This is a genomic window from Olleya sp. HaHaR_3_96, assembly GCF_019278545.1.
In the GTDB taxonomy this organism is placed as follows: domain Bacteria; phylum Bacteroidota; class Bacteroidia; order Flavobacteriales; family Flavobacteriaceae; genus Olleya.
Genome location: NZ_CP058987.1, coordinates 1,571,292 through 1,588,719 on the forward strand (window position 1 = coordinate 1,571,292; position 17,428 = coordinate 1,588,719).

The 17,428-nt window shown below is 33.3% G+C and carries 16 protein-coding genes; 8 read left to right on the forward strand and 8 right to left on the reverse strand.

The annotated features are described in order from the left end of the window. The first annotated feature begins 24 nt into the window (after positions 1-24). Positions 25-399 carry a hypothetical protein gene (locus H0I26_RS06785; protein ID WP_101017171.1) on the forward strand — a complete coding sequence of 125 codons (375 nt, stop codon included), beginning with the start codon at positions 25-27 and terminating at the stop codon, positions 397-399. A gap of 121 nt (positions 400-520) precedes the next feature. Here H0I26_RS06785 and H0I26_RS06790 read toward each other — a convergent pair whose 3' ends face one another. Further along, positions 521-1,096 (reverse strand): DUF2911 domain-containing protein, encoded by a 576-nt coding sequence (locus H0I26_RS06790; protein WP_101017173.1) that lies wholly within the window; start codon positions 1,094-1,096, stop codon positions 521-523. Between the two features lie 2 nt (positions 1,097-1,098). Continuing rightward, positions 1,099-1,902: a DUF6503 family protein gene (locus tag H0I26_RS06795; RefSeq protein ID WP_218701565.1), complete on the reverse strand. Its 804-nt coding sequence runs from the start codon at positions 1,900-1,902 to the stop codon at positions 1,099-1,101. A 145-nt stretch (positions 1,903-2,047) separates the two neighbouring features. Here H0I26_RS06795 and H0I26_RS06800 point away from each other — a divergent pair, with 145 nt between their 5' ends. The 3 genes from H0I26_RS06800 (at position 2,048) to H0I26_RS06810 (ending at position 5,032) form a co-directional block, all read left to right on the forward strand. Continuing rightward, positions 2,048-2,506 carry an RNA methyltransferase gene (locus H0I26_RS06800; protein WP_218701566.1) on the forward strand — a complete coding sequence of 153 codons (459 nt, stop codon included), beginning with the start codon at positions 2,048-2,050 and terminating at the stop codon, positions 2,504-2,506. A gap of 27 nt (positions 2,507-2,533) precedes the next feature. Beyond that, complete coding sequence (gene era, locus H0I26_RS06805) at positions 2,534-3,415, forward strand: GTPase Era (protein ID WP_101017179.1); 882 nt, start codon at positions 2,534-2,536, stop codon at positions 3,413-3,415. 87 nt (positions 3,416-3,502) lie between these two features. Next, positions 3,503-5,032 (forward strand): choice-of-anchor I family protein, encoded by a 1,530-nt coding sequence (locus H0I26_RS06810; RefSeq protein WP_218701567.1) that lies wholly within the window; start codon positions 3,503-3,505, stop codon positions 5,030-5,032. 49 nt (positions 5,033-5,081) lie between these two features. Here the strand turns inward: H0I26_RS06810 and H0I26_RS06815 are convergent, their stop codons facing one another. Further along, positions 5,082-5,579: a GTP-binding protein gene (locus tag H0I26_RS06815; RefSeq protein ID WP_218701568.1), complete on the reverse strand. Its 498-nt coding sequence runs from the start codon at positions 5,577-5,579 to the stop codon at positions 5,082-5,084. A 97-nt stretch (positions 5,580-5,676) separates the two neighbouring features. Here H0I26_RS06815 and der point away from each other — a divergent pair, with 97 nt between their 5' ends. Next, complete coding sequence (der, locus tag H0I26_RS06820) at positions 5,677-6,984, forward strand: ribosome biogenesis GTPase Der (RefSeq protein WP_101017184.1); 1,308 nt, start codon at positions 5,677-5,679, stop codon at positions 6,982-6,984. Between the two features lie 110 nt (positions 6,985-7,094). After that, on the forward strand, positions 7,095-9,875 hold the full coding sequence (locus tag H0I26_RS06825) for an outer membrane beta-barrel protein (RefSeq protein WP_218701569.1): 2,781 nt from the start codon (positions 7,095-7,097) through the stop codon (positions 9,873-9,875). A gap of 237 nt (positions 9,876-10,112) precedes the next feature. Here H0I26_RS06825 and H0I26_RS06830 read toward each other — a convergent pair whose 3' ends face one another. From H0I26_RS06830 to H0I26_RS06850, 5 genes are read right to left on the reverse strand one after another with little or no spacing between them, the layout of a single operon-like run. Next, on the reverse strand, positions 10,113-10,985 hold the full coding sequence (locus H0I26_RS06830; protein ID WP_218701570.1) for a TPM domain-containing protein: 873 nt from the start codon (positions 10,983-10,985) through the stop codon (positions 10,113-10,115). Then, entirely contained in the window at positions 10,982-11,422 is a 441-nt protein-coding gene (locus H0I26_RS06835) for a TPM domain-containing protein (RefSeq protein ID WP_218701571.1), read from the reverse strand. The genes H0I26_RS06830 and H0I26_RS06835 overlap by 4 nt, the downstream gene beginning before the upstream one ends. Positions 11,423-11,425: 3 nt before the next feature. After that, positions 11,426-12,070 carry a LemA family protein gene (locus H0I26_RS06840; protein ID WP_317618221.1) on the reverse strand — a complete coding sequence of 215 codons (645 nt, stop codon included), beginning with the start codon at positions 12,068-12,070 and terminating at the stop codon, positions 11,426-11,428. Next, entirely contained in the window at positions 12,060-12,389 is a 330-nt protein-coding gene (locus H0I26_RS06845; RefSeq protein WP_101017192.1) for a MerR family transcriptional regulator, read from the reverse strand. Before H0I26_RS06845 ends, H0I26_RS06840 begins: the two co-directional genes overlap by 11 nt. After that, complete coding sequence (locus H0I26_RS06850; protein ID WP_218701572.1) at positions 12,389-13,360, reverse strand: M23 family metallopeptidase; 972 nt, start codon at positions 13,358-13,360, stop codon at positions 12,389-12,391. The genes H0I26_RS06845 and H0I26_RS06850 overlap by 1 nt, the downstream gene beginning before the upstream one ends. Positions 13,361-13,492: 132 nt before the next feature. On the opposite strand from H0I26_RS06850, the gene alaS reads away from it, so the two are divergent. Both alaS and H0I26_RS06860 read left to right on the forward strand, forming a co-directional pair. After that, entirely contained in the window at positions 13,493-16,108 is a 2,616-nt protein-coding gene (alaS, locus tag H0I26_RS06855; RefSeq protein ID WP_218701573.1) for an alanine--tRNA ligase, read from the forward strand. Between the two features lie 127 nt (positions 16,109-16,235). After that, complete coding sequence (locus H0I26_RS06860) at positions 16,236-17,183, forward strand: GSCFA domain-containing protein (RefSeq protein ID WP_218701574.1); 948 nt, start codon at positions 16,236-16,238, stop codon at positions 17,181-17,183. Positions 17,184-17,428 lie beyond the last annotated feature (245 nt).

The window sequence follows — 17,428 nt, forward strand, 5'->3', positions numbered from 1 at the left end:
CCTCTAATTTTAATAGAAAAAAACATGAAAAAAGAAAAAAACTTAGGAATTTGGATGGATCATTCCAGCGCAAATCTGATTGATTTAAATGCCAAGAAAGAAAGTCAAACCATAGATTCTAAATTTAATTTTGACACCAAGGAAGAGGCATTGAGTAAAAGCGAAAGTCTAATGCATAATAAACGACAACAGATGAATGACGCTTATTATAAGGAAATTGCAAATGCTATTTTAAATTATAATAATGTGCTTTTATTTGGTCCAACAAATGCGAAAACAGAATTGTATAATGTCTTGAAAAAAGATTTGCATTTTAAGGATGTTAAAATTGATGTTGCCCCAGCTGATAAGATGACAGACCACGAGAAAAGTGCCTTTGTAAAAAAACATTTTGAATAGAAGATGCTATTTTAAGTGCTATAGAACCGTATGTTTTAATAAAAAAAACCGATAAAGTTGTCTTTATCGGTTTTTTTGTAAAGTGTGTTAGCCCGTTTTGGGCAGACTTATTTGACTTGCTTTATTTTAAAGTAATAGGAAATTCAGCAACTGTAGTATCCCATCCTATTTTTAAATGTACTGTATTTTTAGAAGCTTCGTAAAGTGAAACTGATAAGTTCTCAATCTCTTTTTTGCTTTTTGAAACCGGTACAGTTACACTAGCAACATCTTTACTAGCATCGTATCCGTAATTTCCCCAACCATCTAATTCTGTATTTAACTTTAAAGTCCATTCTGTAGCAGTAGGAATAATAATTACAGTATAACGTCCCGCTTTAATCTCTTTTCCACCAAAAGTAACATCGTTATTAAATAAGATTTCAGTAGACTCGTTAGCTCCAACTCTCCAAGCTTCACCAAATTTTAATAATTCACCAAAAACAACTCTTCCTTTTTTAGCAGGACGCGAGTAGGTTACACGTATTTGTGGTTCTAAAGCTTTCTTTTCTGCATCGTCTTTTTTAAAGGTTCTGTGTGGTGCTTCACTTGGATAATAAGCACGATCCATTGTGCTTTTGTCCATTTTTGCAAATTCTTGAGCGTTGACAGTCGATCCAGTTAATACAATTGCGATAATAAATAGTAATTTTTTCATTTTTAGTTTTTGTTTAAATTAATTATGTTCTCAGTTTTTATTTTTGAAAGTTCTTTTAGCTTTTTGGCTTCAAGAAGTTTTGGTAAATCTTTTAAAGGTGTGCCAACTTCAGCTTCATAATTAATATAATCCTGAAAGGTTATGCCATCAATAACTCTAGAGTTATAGGCACTTCTAAATCTAACACCCCCATCATTTACTTTGTAACTGTAAGCTAGGTAGTCTATCTTTTTGGAGTCTTTATTTATCCAATAATAAAACTGGTCGTCGTGATCTTCTCCGCCACCGGCTTCATTAAAAGTAATTTCTAAAACAGTATAATTTTTGTTTTTAATGGTAGTGCTTTCAATGTATTTAACATTAACTGCGCTGTCGTTTAGTTTGTAAGGAAGCGTTGCAAAGTAAATTACAGAGTTTATAGCACCTGTAGCGCTTGCTTTAGCTTTGTCAGAAAGGGTTACCGGTTTATCGTTAACGGTTCTTGAAAAGGTATCATTCTCCAAAACATCTATTGTTATGGTTTCGCCTTTTTTAACTGTTTTTGTGTAGGTATAGTTAGTGCCTTCATTTTTAAATTGATAGTTATTATCTCTAAATGTAAAAGCATAATTAGCGGAGTTGTATAAGTCTCCACCATGCGCAAGAATAGTTTCGTTTAAAACCGTTTGTCCTTTGTCTAATTTTTCAACTTTAGGAGTGGTAGTTGGTTCCTGTAAAATAGTTTCAGGTTTGTTTTTTTCTACCGTATTACAAGAGGCTAATAACGTTATAGATAAAACGAGTATAACCGATTTAAGTGTTGTCATTTATTAATTTTTATATGAAACTACACATTTTGTCGTTTTTATGTCAAGACCTTTCAGTTAATTAATAAAACTTTAAGAGATCTCAATCCATTGATATAATCAAAGGGAGTGTTTATAATTTATATAAAAATTTTACTTTTGTAAAATGGTAGATAATTTTGAAAATGAATATTTTGGAATCGGTATCCAAAATGGTAAAACACCCGAGAATTTAGGCGTACTATGGCGTACAGCACAAAACTTAGGCGCTAGTTATATTTTTACTATTGGTAATCGGTATGCTAAACAAGCGTGCGATACACATAATGCGGTAAAAGCAATGCCCTATTTTCACTATGCAACTTTTGAGGAGTTTTATAACAACATTCCAAAAGGCGCAAGATTGGTTGGTGTGGAACTGGATGATACTGCTGTAGATCTAGAAACGTTCCATCACCCTAGGCGTTGTGTTTATTTACTAGGCGCTGAGGATCATGGATTATCTAAGCAAGCGATAGCAAAAAGTCACTTTTTAGTTAAATTTAAGTCAGAATTAAGTTTAAATGTATCCGTTGCAGGAAGTATTGTGATGTACGATAGAGGAATAAACAAACCAAGGTCGTAACTTTGCGGTCTATTAAATAAGATTAAGATGGCACATAAAGCAGGTTTTGTAAATATTATTGGTAATCCAAATGTTGGTAAGTCAACACTTATGAATGCATTTGTAGGCGAAAAACTGTCTATAATTACTTCTAAAGCGCAAACGACAAGACACAGAATTCTTGGAATTGTAAACGGTGAGGATTTTCAGGTTATATTAAGTGATACACCAGGTATTATCAAGCCCGCATACGAGTTACAAGCGTCTATGATGGATTTTGTAAAGTCCGCTTTTGACGATGCAGATATCTTAATTTATATGGTCGAGATTGGTGAAAGAGAATTAAAAGACGAAGCGTTTTTTAATAAAATCACCAATGCTAAAATTCCAGTCTTATTATTACTTAATAAAATAGATAAATCTAATCAAGAGCAGTTAGAAGAACAAGTGCAATCTTGGGCTACTAAAGTACCAAATGCAGAGATTATTGCAATTTCTGCTTTAGAAGGCTTTAATGTGAAAGAGGTTTTTGACAGAATTATTGAATTATTACCAGAATCACCTGCCTTTTATCCAAAGGATCAATTAACGGACAAACCAGAACGTTTTTTTATAAACGAAACTATTCGCGAAAAAATCTTAATGCATTACAAAAAGGAAATTCCTTATGCAGTTGAGATTGATACTGAAGAGTTTTTTGAAGAAGATGAAATTATCCGTGTGCGTTCTGTAATTATGGTAGAACGTGAGACGCAAAAGGGAATCATCATTGGTCACAAAGGAAGTGCGCTAAAACGTGTTGGTGTAGAAGCAAGAAAAGATTTGGAGAAATTCTTCGGAAAACAAATTCACTTAGAACTTTACGTTAAAGTCAATAAAAATTGGAGAAGCAATCAACGTCAACTAAAACGTTTTGGTTACAATCAATAGTTATTTTTAATGTAATGGTTGCTTTGGCTTAACTTTAGGTTAAAGGTTATGTCTCATTTTTATGGTTTATAAAAAACCAATTTAAAAATGAAACATTTAAAAAAATCAGTATTACTTTTTTCTACTTTATTATTTCTGCATTGTGCAGATGATGACGATAATACAGTGGATCTACCAACGGTAAATACGGCTGTTAATTTTACGTATAAAACCACTATTACTGTTGGAGGAGAGGCTGCTGCCGAAATTTCCGCATATGATAAGATTACAAAAAAGCTATTTGTAACTAATGCTGAAAGTAATGAGATTTCGATTTACAACCTTTTAGATTTAGAGAGTCCTATTCAAGAACCTGCCATTAGTTTAAGTGCTTTTGGATCTCCAAATAGTGTGGCTGTGTTTGATGGTAAGTTAGCTGTGGCAGTAGAAGCACCAATCAAACAAAATGTAGGACAAATAAGAGTCTACAATACTTCTGATAGTTCATTATATAATCAATATACCGTCGGTGCTTTACCTGACATGGTAACTTTTTCTAAAGACGGCAATTTTATTTTATCCGCTAATGAAGGTGAGCCTAATGCAGATTATACTGATGACCCAATGGGTACGGTTAGTATAATCGATTTAAATACTGATACGGTAACCACTTTGGATTTTACAAGTTTTAATAGTCAAGAGGCTGCGTTGGAAGCGGATCATTTTAGAGTCACAGGTTTAAATGCAGACTTAGCAAAAGATGTAGAGCCAGAGTATATTACTATCTCTGAAGATTCGCAGACGGCTTGGGTATCACTTCAAGAAAATAACGGAATTGCAAAAATAAACTTACTAACTAAAACTATCGAAGCAATCTTACCTTTAGGTTATAAAGATCATATGTTGCCACAAAATAGTTTGGACGTGAGTAATGAGGATGGTGTAACCGAACTTAAAAACTGGCCAGTGAGAGGGTTATATCAACCGGATGCTATTGTGTCTGTTAGAATAAATGGAACTGATTATGTTATTTCTGCAAATGAAGGTGACGCCAGAGAATACGAAGGAACACCTGGATACACTGATATTGATAGAGTAAAAGATTTGACTTTAGATGCCACTATGTTTCCAGCGGTAGAGGATTACCAAAATGAAGTTAATTTGGGACGCTTAAATGTAATGTTATCAGAAGGAGATATAGATAACGATGGCGATTTTGATTATTTATATAGTTATGGTGCGCGGTCTTTTACTATTTGGAATGGTAACGGTGGTTTAGTATATGATAGTGGAAATAGTATTGCTACAGAAACATTAACAGCAACACCGGATACTTTTAATGATGAAGATAAACGTAGTGATGATAAAGGAGCTGAGCCAGAAAGTGTAGATGTTTTAAATATAGGAGATCAACGTTATATCTTATTTGTTGGTTTGGAACGTACAGACCAAGTTATGGTTTATGATATTTCAAATCCTAATGCTCCAGTATTCTTGTCTATTTTATCACATTCGGGAGATGAGGCTCCAGAAGGTCTATTAGCGATTCCTGCAATAGATAGTCCTACAGGCAAAGACTTGTTAATTGTGTCTAACGAAGATAGTGGTACAGTAAGTTTTTACGAAAACCAACAGTAATATAGAATAATGACTACAATAAAAGCTCTAGTTTTTACTAGAGCTTTTTTTATTCGTCTAAAACGCTACTCATAAAGGTGTATAAGTCGGTCATTTCTTTTTGGTTAGAGGTTTTACTCATTCGGCCGGCAAAGTAAAGGACAAACCATATAATAGTCATACCGATTAAGCCCCAAACTTGTAATTGGTAGTTTACTTGTAAAGCATAATTGGAGTAAGCCCAAACACAAAAGGCTACAAATAATCCGGCAACTATAAAATGCATAAACATGAATAAAGTCCAAACGGTTGGGTTAGGCCCAAATAAACCATACAACTGACTTTTATTGTTTTCTAGGTCGTTGATCTCTAAATGGAGTTGCGGAGACCAAAAATGTTGTTCTGCTTTTGGTAGTTTAATAAAGACATGATCGTCAATTCTAGAGACAATAAATTGACTCTGATTGTGCTTTTTAGCTTCAAAAGCCTCTAAAACAGACGTGTGTTTTTTATTTAATTCTATTTTGAATCGTGGACGTAGCACGACTTCATTTAAATTTTCATTCATAATTATCTCATAATGAAAGTAAAATACTATTTTTTCTGGAACTAAACACTACCTTTGCACTCGCTTACAGGATATGTAATGCATAAAAAAATAAATTATGAGTAATATAGTAGCAATAGTAGGAAGACCTAATGTAGGGAAATCAACATTTTTTAATCGTTTAATTCAACGTCGTGAGGCAATTGTTGATGCGGTAAGTGGTGTAACAAGAGATAGACATTACGGAAAAAGTGATTGGAACGGAAAAGAATTTTCGTTAATCGATACAGGAGGTTATGTAAAAGGAAGTGATGATGTTTTTGAAGCTGAAATTGATAAGCAAGTAGAATTAGCTATTGATGAGGCAGATGCTATTATCTTTATGGTTAATGTAGAGGATGGTGTTACAGGAATGGATGAGGATGTTGCGCGTTTATTACGTAAAGTGACAAAACCTGTATTTTTAGTTGTTAATAAAGTAGATAATGGTAAGCGAGAAGAAGATGCTGTTGAGTTTTACAGCCTTGGATTAGGAGATTATTTTACCATTGCAAGTATAAACGGTAGTGGAACAGGAGACCTTTTAGATGCTCTTGTTGAAGCTTTACCAGAAATAGAAGAAGTACAAGAGGAAGATCCATTACCACGTTTTGCTGTAGTTGGTCGTCCAAATGCAGGAAAATCATCTTTTATTAATGCTTTAATTGGAGAAGATAGATATATTGTTACAGATATAGCGGGTACTACAAGAGATTCAATAGATACTAAGTATAACCGTTTTGGATTTGAATTCAATTTAATTGATACTGCAGGAATTCGTAAAAAATCAAAAGTAAAAGAAGATTTAGAATTTTATTCTGTAATGCGAAGTGTTCGTGCTATTGAGCATGCGGATGTTTGTTTATTAGTGGTTGATGCAACTAGAGGTTTTGATGGTCAAATTCAGAATATTTTCTGGTTAGCACAACGTAACAGAAAAGGAATTGTAGTTTTAATTAACAAATGGGATTTAGTAGAAAAAGATCATAAATCTACTAACGAGTTTGAAAAGCATATCAAAAAACAATTAGAGCCATTTACAGATGTGCCAATTGTATTTATTTCAGTATTGACAAAACAACGTATTTTTAAAGCTATCGAAACTGCTGTGGAGGTTTATAATAACCGTTCTAAGCGTATCAAAACTAGCGAACTTAATGAGACGTTACTTCCAATTATAGATAATTACCCACCACCAGCTTACAAAGGTAAATTTGTTAAGATTAAATACATCATGCAGTTGCCTACTCCGCAACCACAATTTGCGTTTTTCTGTAATTTACCACAATATGTACGTGAAGGTTATAAGCGTTATTTAGAGAATAAATTACGTGAGTTATATGACTTTAAAGGGGTGCCTATCAGTGTATATATGCGTAAAAAATAATGATTCTAAATTAGTTTTAAGTTTTTATTAAGACTAAAAATAGTATCGCAAGGTTATTTTCGTTGAAAATTATAGACTGTTAATCAGGCTTTTAAAATCAACCAAAACCAATGCGTTACCTAATCTTTATTGGCACACTTTTGTGTGCATTCACCTCATTTAGTCAATCCAAAGAATTTGTTATAAAAGGTCAGGTGTTTGATGACTTAGATCAAACACCGCTTGAGGCCGCTACAGTATATCTGGAGCGTGTTAAAGATAGTAGTTTGGTTACGTATACCATAACAGAAAAGGATGGGGCATTTACTATGGAAGATGTTACCGGTGAGGACCATTTAAACTTATTAGTGTCTTATGTTGGCTATAAGTCTTACAAGAAAAAAATTGCTATTCGTACAGGTACCATAGATTTAGGAGCTATAAAGCTTCAAATAAGTAACTCGTTAGATGAGGTGTTAATCAAGTCTTCAGCACCCGTAACCATTAAAAAGGACACGTTAGAGTTTAATGTTAATTCTTTTAAAACTAAAAAGGATGCTACGGTAGAGGATCTATTAAAACAATTACCTGGAGTAGAAATTGACGAAGAAGGTAAGATTAAAGTTAACGGGAAAGCCGTTAATAAAATCTTGGTTAACGGAAAACCTTTTTTTGGTAATGATCCTTCTATTACTATAAAAAATCTTACCAAGGAGATTATTGAAAAAATTCAAGTGGTAGATACCAAAACTAAAAGTGAGGCTTTTACAGGAGAGGAAGGAGACAAAGAAAACAAAACAATAAACCTTACTATTAAAGAAGAAAATAATAAAGGTGTTTTTGGACGTGTAGCAGCTGGTATTGGTACAGATGATCGACACGAATTTGCAGGGATGTTTAATAGATTTGACAATGATCAGCGCATAAGCGTTTTGGTGGGTGGTAATAATATTAACTCTCCAGGTTTTAGCTTTGGTGAAATTCAGAAAATGTTTGGTAGTGGGGGAGGACGTTCGTTTAATAGTAATGGTTCCTTTAGTCTTAATGGAAGACAGTTTGGAGGTGGTCAAGGAATTACAACATCTAAATTAGGAGGCGTTAATTATGCAGATGCCATAGGAGAAAAAACGGAAGTCTCTGCAGATTATTTCTATTCGAATAGTAATTCTGAAAATGAATCGTCATCACAACGTGAGACCATTTTATCCGATTCTAGATACTTTTCTAATTCAACTTCACGCTCTAATAACGATACAGAAAGCCATTCGGCCAATTCTGATTTTGAAATAAAAATTGATACCACCTTTTTTATTAATATTAAACCCTCATTTTCTAATTCAACGAGTACGACAGAGTACAGGAGTGAAGATGAAACATTAGATGAAGATAGAGTGTTGACTAATCAATCGACATTAAGTTCTTTTGTTGAAACTAAGGTTAATAATTTTTCTAATGCTATGAGTGCTACCAAAAAGTTTGGTTCTAAAGGAGCATTTTTAAAGTTTGGTATCAATAATAGTTTTAGCAATAGCGAAAGTGATGATTTTATAAATTCAAATACAGAAATATTTGGATCGACACCAGAAACTATAAATAGAAACCAATTAACGGATGGGAATAATAACAGTGATAAGCTTAATACAGATGTAAGTTATAGGTTGCCAATTATAGCAAAGGAGTTTTTTGTCAACTTTAATTATAAGTATCAGTTCAATAAAGATGAAAACAAGGAAAGTACATTTGATTTTAATTCTACTTCAAATGCTTATGATCTGTTCAATGAAAGTTTAAGTACAGATTTTGAGTATATTGATACTAGGAGTTCTCCGGGAATAAGTTTTAGTTATCGTAAAGAAAAATGGTCGGCAAGATTTGGTGCGGATTACGTGATGAGAACTTTAAAAAATCAAGATGGTTTGAGATCGGAATTTAATGTTGAGAAAGATTTTAATACAGTCGAATTAAATTCTAATTTCAATTACAGATTTAGTAAAAAAGCATCTTTTTATTTGGGATACAGATTGTCAAATACCCCACCTTCTGTAAGTCAATTGCAAGCATTTGAAGATGTATCTAATCCATTAAATACAATTATAGGTAATCCTAACTTAGAGCCGACAAATCAACACAGTTTATATATGGGCTTTAATGCTTATAATTGGAAAGAGCGTACGGGTTTTTATGTCTATGCTAACGTAGTACAAAGTCAAAATGCTGTGGTGTCTAGAACAACTATTGATCCTGCGACTTTAAAGCGTACTACAACTTACGACAATGTCGATGGTAATAATAACGGGTATTTTGGAATTGACTTTAGTAAAAAGTTTAAAATAGACTCATTGCAAACGATAAGATTTAAAGTTGGTAGTTGGTCTAATTTTTCAAAAAACATAAATTATAATAATGAGGTGCAATATGCTAGTAATGTTTTAGTGTTTAATCCAAATGTGGGAATTGATTATGTTTATAATGATGTGTTTGAATTTAAACCGCGCTACCGTATCACGTTAACAAATAACAAATATGATATTGATGCTTTTGAAGATAGAAATTTCACGTCTCATAATTTAGATTTAAACTCAGCTTTTTTCTTGCCTAAGGGACTAGAGTGGCGGAATGATATTACCTATAATTATAACGCTAACATAGCAGATGGTTTTCAAAAAGATGCTTGGTTTTGGAATGCTAGTATTGCTTATTCTGTTTTAAAAGATCAAGGATTAGTGACTTTAAAAGTGTATGATTTACTAAACCAAAATACTAACGCGAGGCGTACTGCAACACAAGATTATATACAAGATACCCAGAGTACGGTATTACGTCAATATTTTATGCTTAATTTTAGTTGGAAGTTCAATAGTTTAGGATCTAAAGGAGAGACAAAAGGGAATAGTATGTACTACGTGGATTAATGCTATGGTTACGAGTGCGATATACTAATAGATTATATCTGTTAATCTGAAACAAAAAAAGCAACTGAAAAGTTGCTTTTTTTTGTTTAGCTAGGTTGTCTATTATTTGTTTAGAATAATGTAGTAGTTAATTATAGCGTCATTTTAATGTATATGATAAAATGTATTTTCATAAATAATGAAGCTTATTTCTCAATAAAAATGAATAGTTAAGAAGTGCTTTTTAAGATGAGTGAGTTACCAACCACCTGAAGCACCACCACCACCAAAGCCTCCGCCTCCGAAGCCTCCACCAAAGCCACCACCTCCAGAAGAACCGCCAAAACCGCCTCCTCCAAAACCTCCAGAGCCACTTCTGTAACCTCCGCGACCAGAATTACTTAGTATTATAGCTTCAAGTATACTTCGTGATGTATTTCGTCCACCTCCAAAGTTATCTGTGCCATTACCGCCTCTTCGATTTTTAGATATAGAAATTAAAATGATAATAAAAATAATGCCCAAAAAGAAAATAACACCTATGGGGAACTCTTCTGAAGTATCATTTTGACGTGAGCCTTTATACTCACCATTCATAACTTCAAAAATAGCATCCGCACCACGATTTAAGCCACCGTAGTAGTTGTTTTGTTTGAAAAACGGGATAATGTCTTGCTCTATAATGCGACGCGACATAGCATCTGTTAATAGGTGTTCAACACCATAGCCAGTACTGATATTTATTTTTCTGTCATTTCTGGCTAGTAAAATAAAAATTCCGTTGTCTTCCTTTTCTTGACCAATACCCCATTCTTGAGCCCAATTAGTCGCTAAGTAATTAATGTATTCACCTTGAGTAGATGGTATAATAGCAACAACTATTTGCGTAGAAGTGGTGTCAGAGTATTTTATTAGTTTAGACTCTAAAGCATTTTTTTGACTTGAAGATAGTAATTTAGCATAATCATAAACACTAGTTTGTCCACCATTAGATTTATCTGGTTTTGGCGGAATTTTGAACTGCGCAAAGCTCGTGCTAAAGGATAATAAAATAGCTATTACAACGAGTTTTAATACATTGTTTTTTAACGATTGCTTACTGACTACTGAAGACTGTATTCTGAATATCATCCTTTAGAAATAGTATTGCTTAACTCATTAGTGTCATCGTCTTTGATAGGGAAATGTGTTTTTAGTTGCTGTCCAGCATGTAAAATACCATCGACTAAACCTTGTTTGAAATGGCCTGATTTAAAATGGTTTTCAATGATTGTTTTAGTGTCATCCCAAAAGGTTTTAGGGACAAGATTGTTTATACCCTCGTCACCATATATTCCAAATTTATGGTCGTCAACTGCAACATAGATCAAAACACCATTTCTATCCCTAGTATTGTCCATTTTTAAATAGGAAAAAACCTCTAATGCGCGAGATTCTAAATCGGCATTACAGGTTTTTTCGATATGTACACGGATTTCTCCAGAGGTATGGTCTTCTGCTACACAAATAGCATCAACAATAGCCTGTTCTTCAATAGTGGTTAAAAACGATTCAACTTTATCTTGCATAAATTAAAATTGTACTTTAGGAGCGTTTTCACTTCCTGGTGATGCTTTAAATAACCCAAGCGCTTCTTTATTAATGTAGTTTGCAACGTAGCTAGTAGGGAATTTAGCAATAAAAATATTGTAAGCTCCTGCTAAACTGTTAAATCTGTTACGTTCCACATTAATTCTGTTTTCCGTACCTTCTAATTGGCTTTGTAATTCTAAAAAGCCTCTGTCAGCTTTTAATTCAGGATAACGCTCTACAGATACTAATAATCTTGATAAAGCGCCACTTAATCCTTGTTGCGCTTTTTGAAATTGAGCAATGTTTTCCGGAGAGATAGCACTGGCATCAACATTGATTGTTGGTTTTGTAGCTTCTGCTCTGGCTTTAATTACAGCTTCCAATGTTTCCTTTTCATGATCTGCATAGCCTTTTACAGTAGCGACAAGATTAGGGATTAAATCAGCTCTTCTTTGGTAAGAACTTTCTACATTAGCCCATTGTGCTACTGCAACACCTTCTTTTTCTATGATTTCATTATTAATACCAATGCCCCATTTGAATACTATAAAGGCCAGAAGTCCAATAATAACGATAGGTATAAGTAATTTTTTCATGGTAGATGATTTTTTAGTGTTGCCTTCAGGTAGTTGTTTATAGTTCATTTTTTAATTTTATTAATTGTGCTTTGACTCCTTCTAATTTAGTTATAATTTCAAAGTTATCAAGGGTTTTCTTTTTTTCTTCTTTTAAATGTGTTTTTGCACCGTCTAAAGTAAAGCCACGCTCTTTTACCAAATGATAAATTAGTTGTAAGTTTTTTATGTCTTCAGGGGTGAATTTTCTATTTCCTGTTACTGTTTTTTTTGGTTTTAGGACATCAAATTCTTTTTCCCAAAACCGAAGTAATGATGTGTTTACATCAAAGGCTTTTGCCACTTCACCAATGGAATAGTAGCGTTTTTCTGGAAGATCAATAATCATTAATCTAAAGATTGGTTTTCTACCGAGGCATGTCGCAGAAGTTTGTTAAATTCTTCAGGAGATAAACTACCGTAGTAAAAATTCATAGGATTAATACGTTGCCCATCTTTAAATATTTCATAATGAACATGTGGTGCTTGAGAGCGTCCAGTACTACCTACAAAACCTATTAAATCCCCACGTTTTACTTTTTGATTTTTTTGAGCGACAAATTTAAACATGTGCGCATAAAGAGAAGTGTACCCATAGCCATGATCTATTCTAATATGATTTCCGTATCCTGCAGAATTGTTGTCAGCACGCACCACAACACCATCTCCTGAGGCATAAATAGGAGTTCCTCTAGGGGCTGTAAAGTCCATACCCCAATGCATTTTTCTAAGTTTAGTAAAGGGGTCAGATCGCATACCATATCCCGAAGCCATTCTGGTTAAGTCTTCATTACTTACAGGTTGTATCGCTGGAATAGCTAATAATAATTTTTCTTTTTCTTCAGCTAAAATTGCAATTTCGTCTAGTGATTTTGACTGTACAACTATGCGTTTAAGGAGTATGTCAATGCGTTTGTTACTATTTACAATCAATTGAGAATTATCATAACCTTCTAGTCTTTTATATCTGTTAACACCTCCAAATCCAGCTTTACGTTGCTCCTCTGGTATTGGGTTAGCTTCAAAATACAAACGGTAAATGGCATTATCGCGATCTTCGATATTTGCTAAGACCATTTCTGCCTCCTCCATTTTTTTATTTAGTAAATCAAACTGTAATTCTAAATTTGATAACTCACGTTTTAGAGCTTTTTCTTTTGGTGATTCAAAGTATTGTCCGCCTATAAAAACAAACAGAAAACTAAATAAGGCGGCAGCAATTAAGAATAAAGATATAAACTTAAATGTGCGTCTTTTTTTGCGCTCTATCTTTTTATAAGAGAGTGTTTCAGAATCATAATAATATTTTACCTTACTCATTATCTAAAATATTCTATTTTTGCAATTATTAAAGCTGAGTTTTTCAGCTAATTAAAATAGTAAACGAAATAACAAATATATAAATTGTTTTTTTAAGCTTTAAGTTTAAGTAAACAAGATTAACATAGGCATATGAATTCTCAAGACGTACGCGCAACTTTTCTTAAGTTTTTCGAAGATAAAAAGCACAGCATTGTGCCATCTGCACCGATGGTGTTAAAGGATGATCCAACATTAATGTTTGTAAACGCAGGGATGGCACCTTTTAAAGAATACTTTTTAGGCAACAGCCAACCAAAAAATAATCGTATAACAGATAGTCAAAAATGTTTACGAGTATCAGGTAAGCACAATGACCTGGAAGAGGTTGGTTATGATACCTACCACCATACTTTATTTGAAATGCTAGGAAACTGGTCTTTTGGTGATTATTTTAAAGAAGAAGCTATTGCTTGGGCGTGGGAATTATTGACAGAGGTCTATAAAATTGATAAGGATATTTTATACGTTACTGTTTTTGAGGGTAGTGATGATGATGATAATCTTAAAATGGATACCGAAGCTTACGATCTTTGGAAACAATATATAAGTGAAGAGCGTATTTTAAAAGGGAATAAGAAAGATAACTTTTGGGAAATGGGAGAGCAAGGACCTTGTGGGCCTTGTAGCGAAATCCATGTTGATATCCGTTCTGCTGAGGAAAAAGCTAAAGTCGATGGTAAAACGTTAGTCAATGAAGACCATCCACAAGTCGTAGAAATATGGAACTTGGTTTTTATGCAATACAATCGTAGAGCAAATGGTAGTTTAGAAGAGCTGCCAAATAAGCATATTGATACGGGAATGGGATTTGAACGTTTGTGTATGGTTATGCAGAATGTTAAATCTAATTATGATACGGATGTGTTTACTCCAATTATAAGAGAAATTGAAACCATTACGGGTAAAGATTATAATAAAGATGAAAAAATAGATATTGCTATTCGTGTTATATCCGACCATGTGCGTGCGGTAGCTTTTTCTATAGCCGATGGACAACTACCTAGTAATACAGGAGCAGGTTATGTTATCCGTCGTATTTTGCGTCGTGCAGTACGTTACGGATTTACCTTTTTAGATAAAAAAGAACCGTTTATATACCGTTTAGTTAATGTGTTAACTGAAAAAATGGGTAAGGCATTCCCGGAATTAAAAGCACAAAAACAATTAATCGAAAATGTTATAAAAGAAGAAGAAGCGTCTTTTTTAAGAACATTAGATCAAGGTTTAGCCATTTTAGATCGCATCGTAGATAATGCAACAGATAAGCAAGTGTCTGGATCTAAGGTTTTTGAACTTAAGGATACTTATGGTTTTCCTGAAGATTTAACCGATTTAATTTTACGTGAAAAAGGATTCTCTTATAATAAAGGCGAATTTAATAAGCGTTTAAAAGAACAACAAGGTAGAGGTCGTGAGGCATCAGAATTAAAGTCTGATGATTGGACTGATTTAATTGAGGATGAAGAACAAGAATTTATTGGTTATGACCAGTTAGAAGCTAAAGTTAAAATTACAAAATACCGTAAAGTCGTTTCTAAAAAGGATGGTGAAATGTACCAATTGGTATTTAATTTGACACCTTTTTATGCTGAAGGTGGTGGACAAGTTGGAGATAAAGGTTATATCCAAGCGACAAACGGAGATGTTTCTTATATTGTAGATACTAAAAAAGAGAATAATATAATTATTCACTTAACTAAAGAGTTACCGCGTGATGTTAATCAAGTTTTTGTTGCAAAAGTCGACGAAAAACAACGTTACAGAACAGAGTGTAACCATACCGCTACGCATTTATTACATCAAGCGTTAAGAGAAGTTTTAGGTGATCATGTGGAGCAAAAAGGAAGTGCGGTACACTCAAAATATTTAAGATTTGATTTTTCACATTTTTCTAAATTAACAACAGAGCAATTACGCGATGTTGAAAATTTTGTAAATGCTAGAATAGAAAGTAAGTTGCCATTACAAGAAGGACGTAATGTGCCAATGGAAAAAGCTATAGAAGAAGGTGCTATGGCATTATTTGGAGAAAAATATGGCGATGCTGTACGTACCGTTAGATTTGGTCAGTCCATAGAATTATGTGGTGGTACTCATGTCGATAATACGGCAGATATTTGGCATTTTAAAATTGTGTCGGAAGGCGCTGTAGCATCAGGAATACGTCGTATAGAAGCGATTACAAATGATGCCGTTAAGTCGTATTATCATGACAATAATAGATCGTTTTTTGAAATGAAAGATATGCTTAACAATGCACAAGAGCCTATTAAAGCACTTCAAAATTTACAAGACGAAAATTCAAGTCTTAAAAAACAAATTGAACAATTATTAAAAGACAAAGCAAAAAATATTAAAGGCGAACTTAAAAACGAAATAGTAGCGGTTAACGGTGTTAACTTTTTAGCTAAACAATTAGATTTGGATCCTTCTGGAATTAAAGATTTGTGTTTTGAATTAGGTAACCAATTTGATAATTTATACCTGCTGTTTGGTGCAGAGCTAGATGGGAAGGCTATCCTATCGTGTTATGTGTCTAAAAGTTTAGTCGAAACTAAAGCGCTTAATGCAGGAACTATTGTTAGAGAATTAGGGAAGTATATCCATGGAGGTGGAGGTGGGCAACCATTTTTTGCAACAGCTGGAGGTAAAAATGCTGCGGGTATTAAGGATGCTTTAGAGGCTGCTAAAAGTTATATTGCGTAGATGTAATTTTCTCTTAAAGTCGAGAACCAAAGTATTTGATTTTAAGAGAATATTTTTCGTTGCTGAGTCGTGAGATAGAGAAGAGAAGGATATAACAAAAAAAAGGGGTTGATAAAAAGTGAATTAATTGAATCTAAGAACAAAAATACCATTAAAAAAGCAAGCGGATAATCTTATAGATTATAAGTCTAAAGTATTCCTTTTAGGGTCTTGCTTTGCTGAAAATATTGGGGATAAGTTCGAGTACTTTAAGTTTCAACACTATGTTAATCCGTTTGGTATTTTGTTTCATCCTAAAGCCATTCATAATTTAGTCACGAATGCCTTAAATGGTAAGAAATATACAGAGGAGGATGTATTTATTAATAATGAACAGTTTCATTGCTTTGATGCGCATTCTAAAATAAGTCAACATACTAAAAGCTTATTATTACATCAGTTAAATGCTGCTTCTCAAAAAACGAGTCATTATTTAAAACAAAGTTCGCATGTTGTAATAACTTTGGGGACTGCTTGGGTCTATCGTTTTTTGAAGACAGATAAGATTGTCGCTAATTGTCATAAAATTCCGCAACAGCAGTTTCAAAAAGAAATATTAAGTGTTGATGCTATTACGACAGTACTTCAATCTATAATAGCGCAAGTTAAAGCTGTAAACCCTAAGGTGAGTTTTATTTTTACAGTGTCTCCTGTTAGACATGTAAAAGATGGTTTTATTCAAAACACACAGAGCAAATCGCATTTGATTGCAGCTGTACATAATATCTTAGATAGTCAATCGCATTATTTTCCCTCTTATGAAATTATGATGGATGAGTTGCGTGATTATCGTTTTTATAATCAAGATTTATTACATCCAAGTCCATTGGCTGTAGATTATATCTGGCAGCGTTTTAAGGATGTTTGGATGGCAGATTCTACAGAAAAAATAATGACTGATGTGGACACGATTCAAAAAGGGTTACAGCATAAGCCCTTTAATCCAAACTCTACAGCACACCTTAAATTTGTCCAGCAATTAATTGAAAAACAAATGGTATTAAGTACTCAGTTTCCAAGTATGAAATTTGAATAATGTGTAATGTTTTGATTTTTTAGTGAATAACGTGTAGTGATTACTTATGACTAATTAATAGTCCCTTCAACGAAAAACACACAATATATCGCATAATGTGCTTAATTTCAGTGCGCTATTAATCAATATATCAAACTAACACCAATCAATAAGCTGCTAATGTCGTTTTTAAATTGGTGTTTTTTTAAATAATATTTTAACTTCACTTTTTTAGATAAATTCAGAATCTAATAGTACTTTTATCT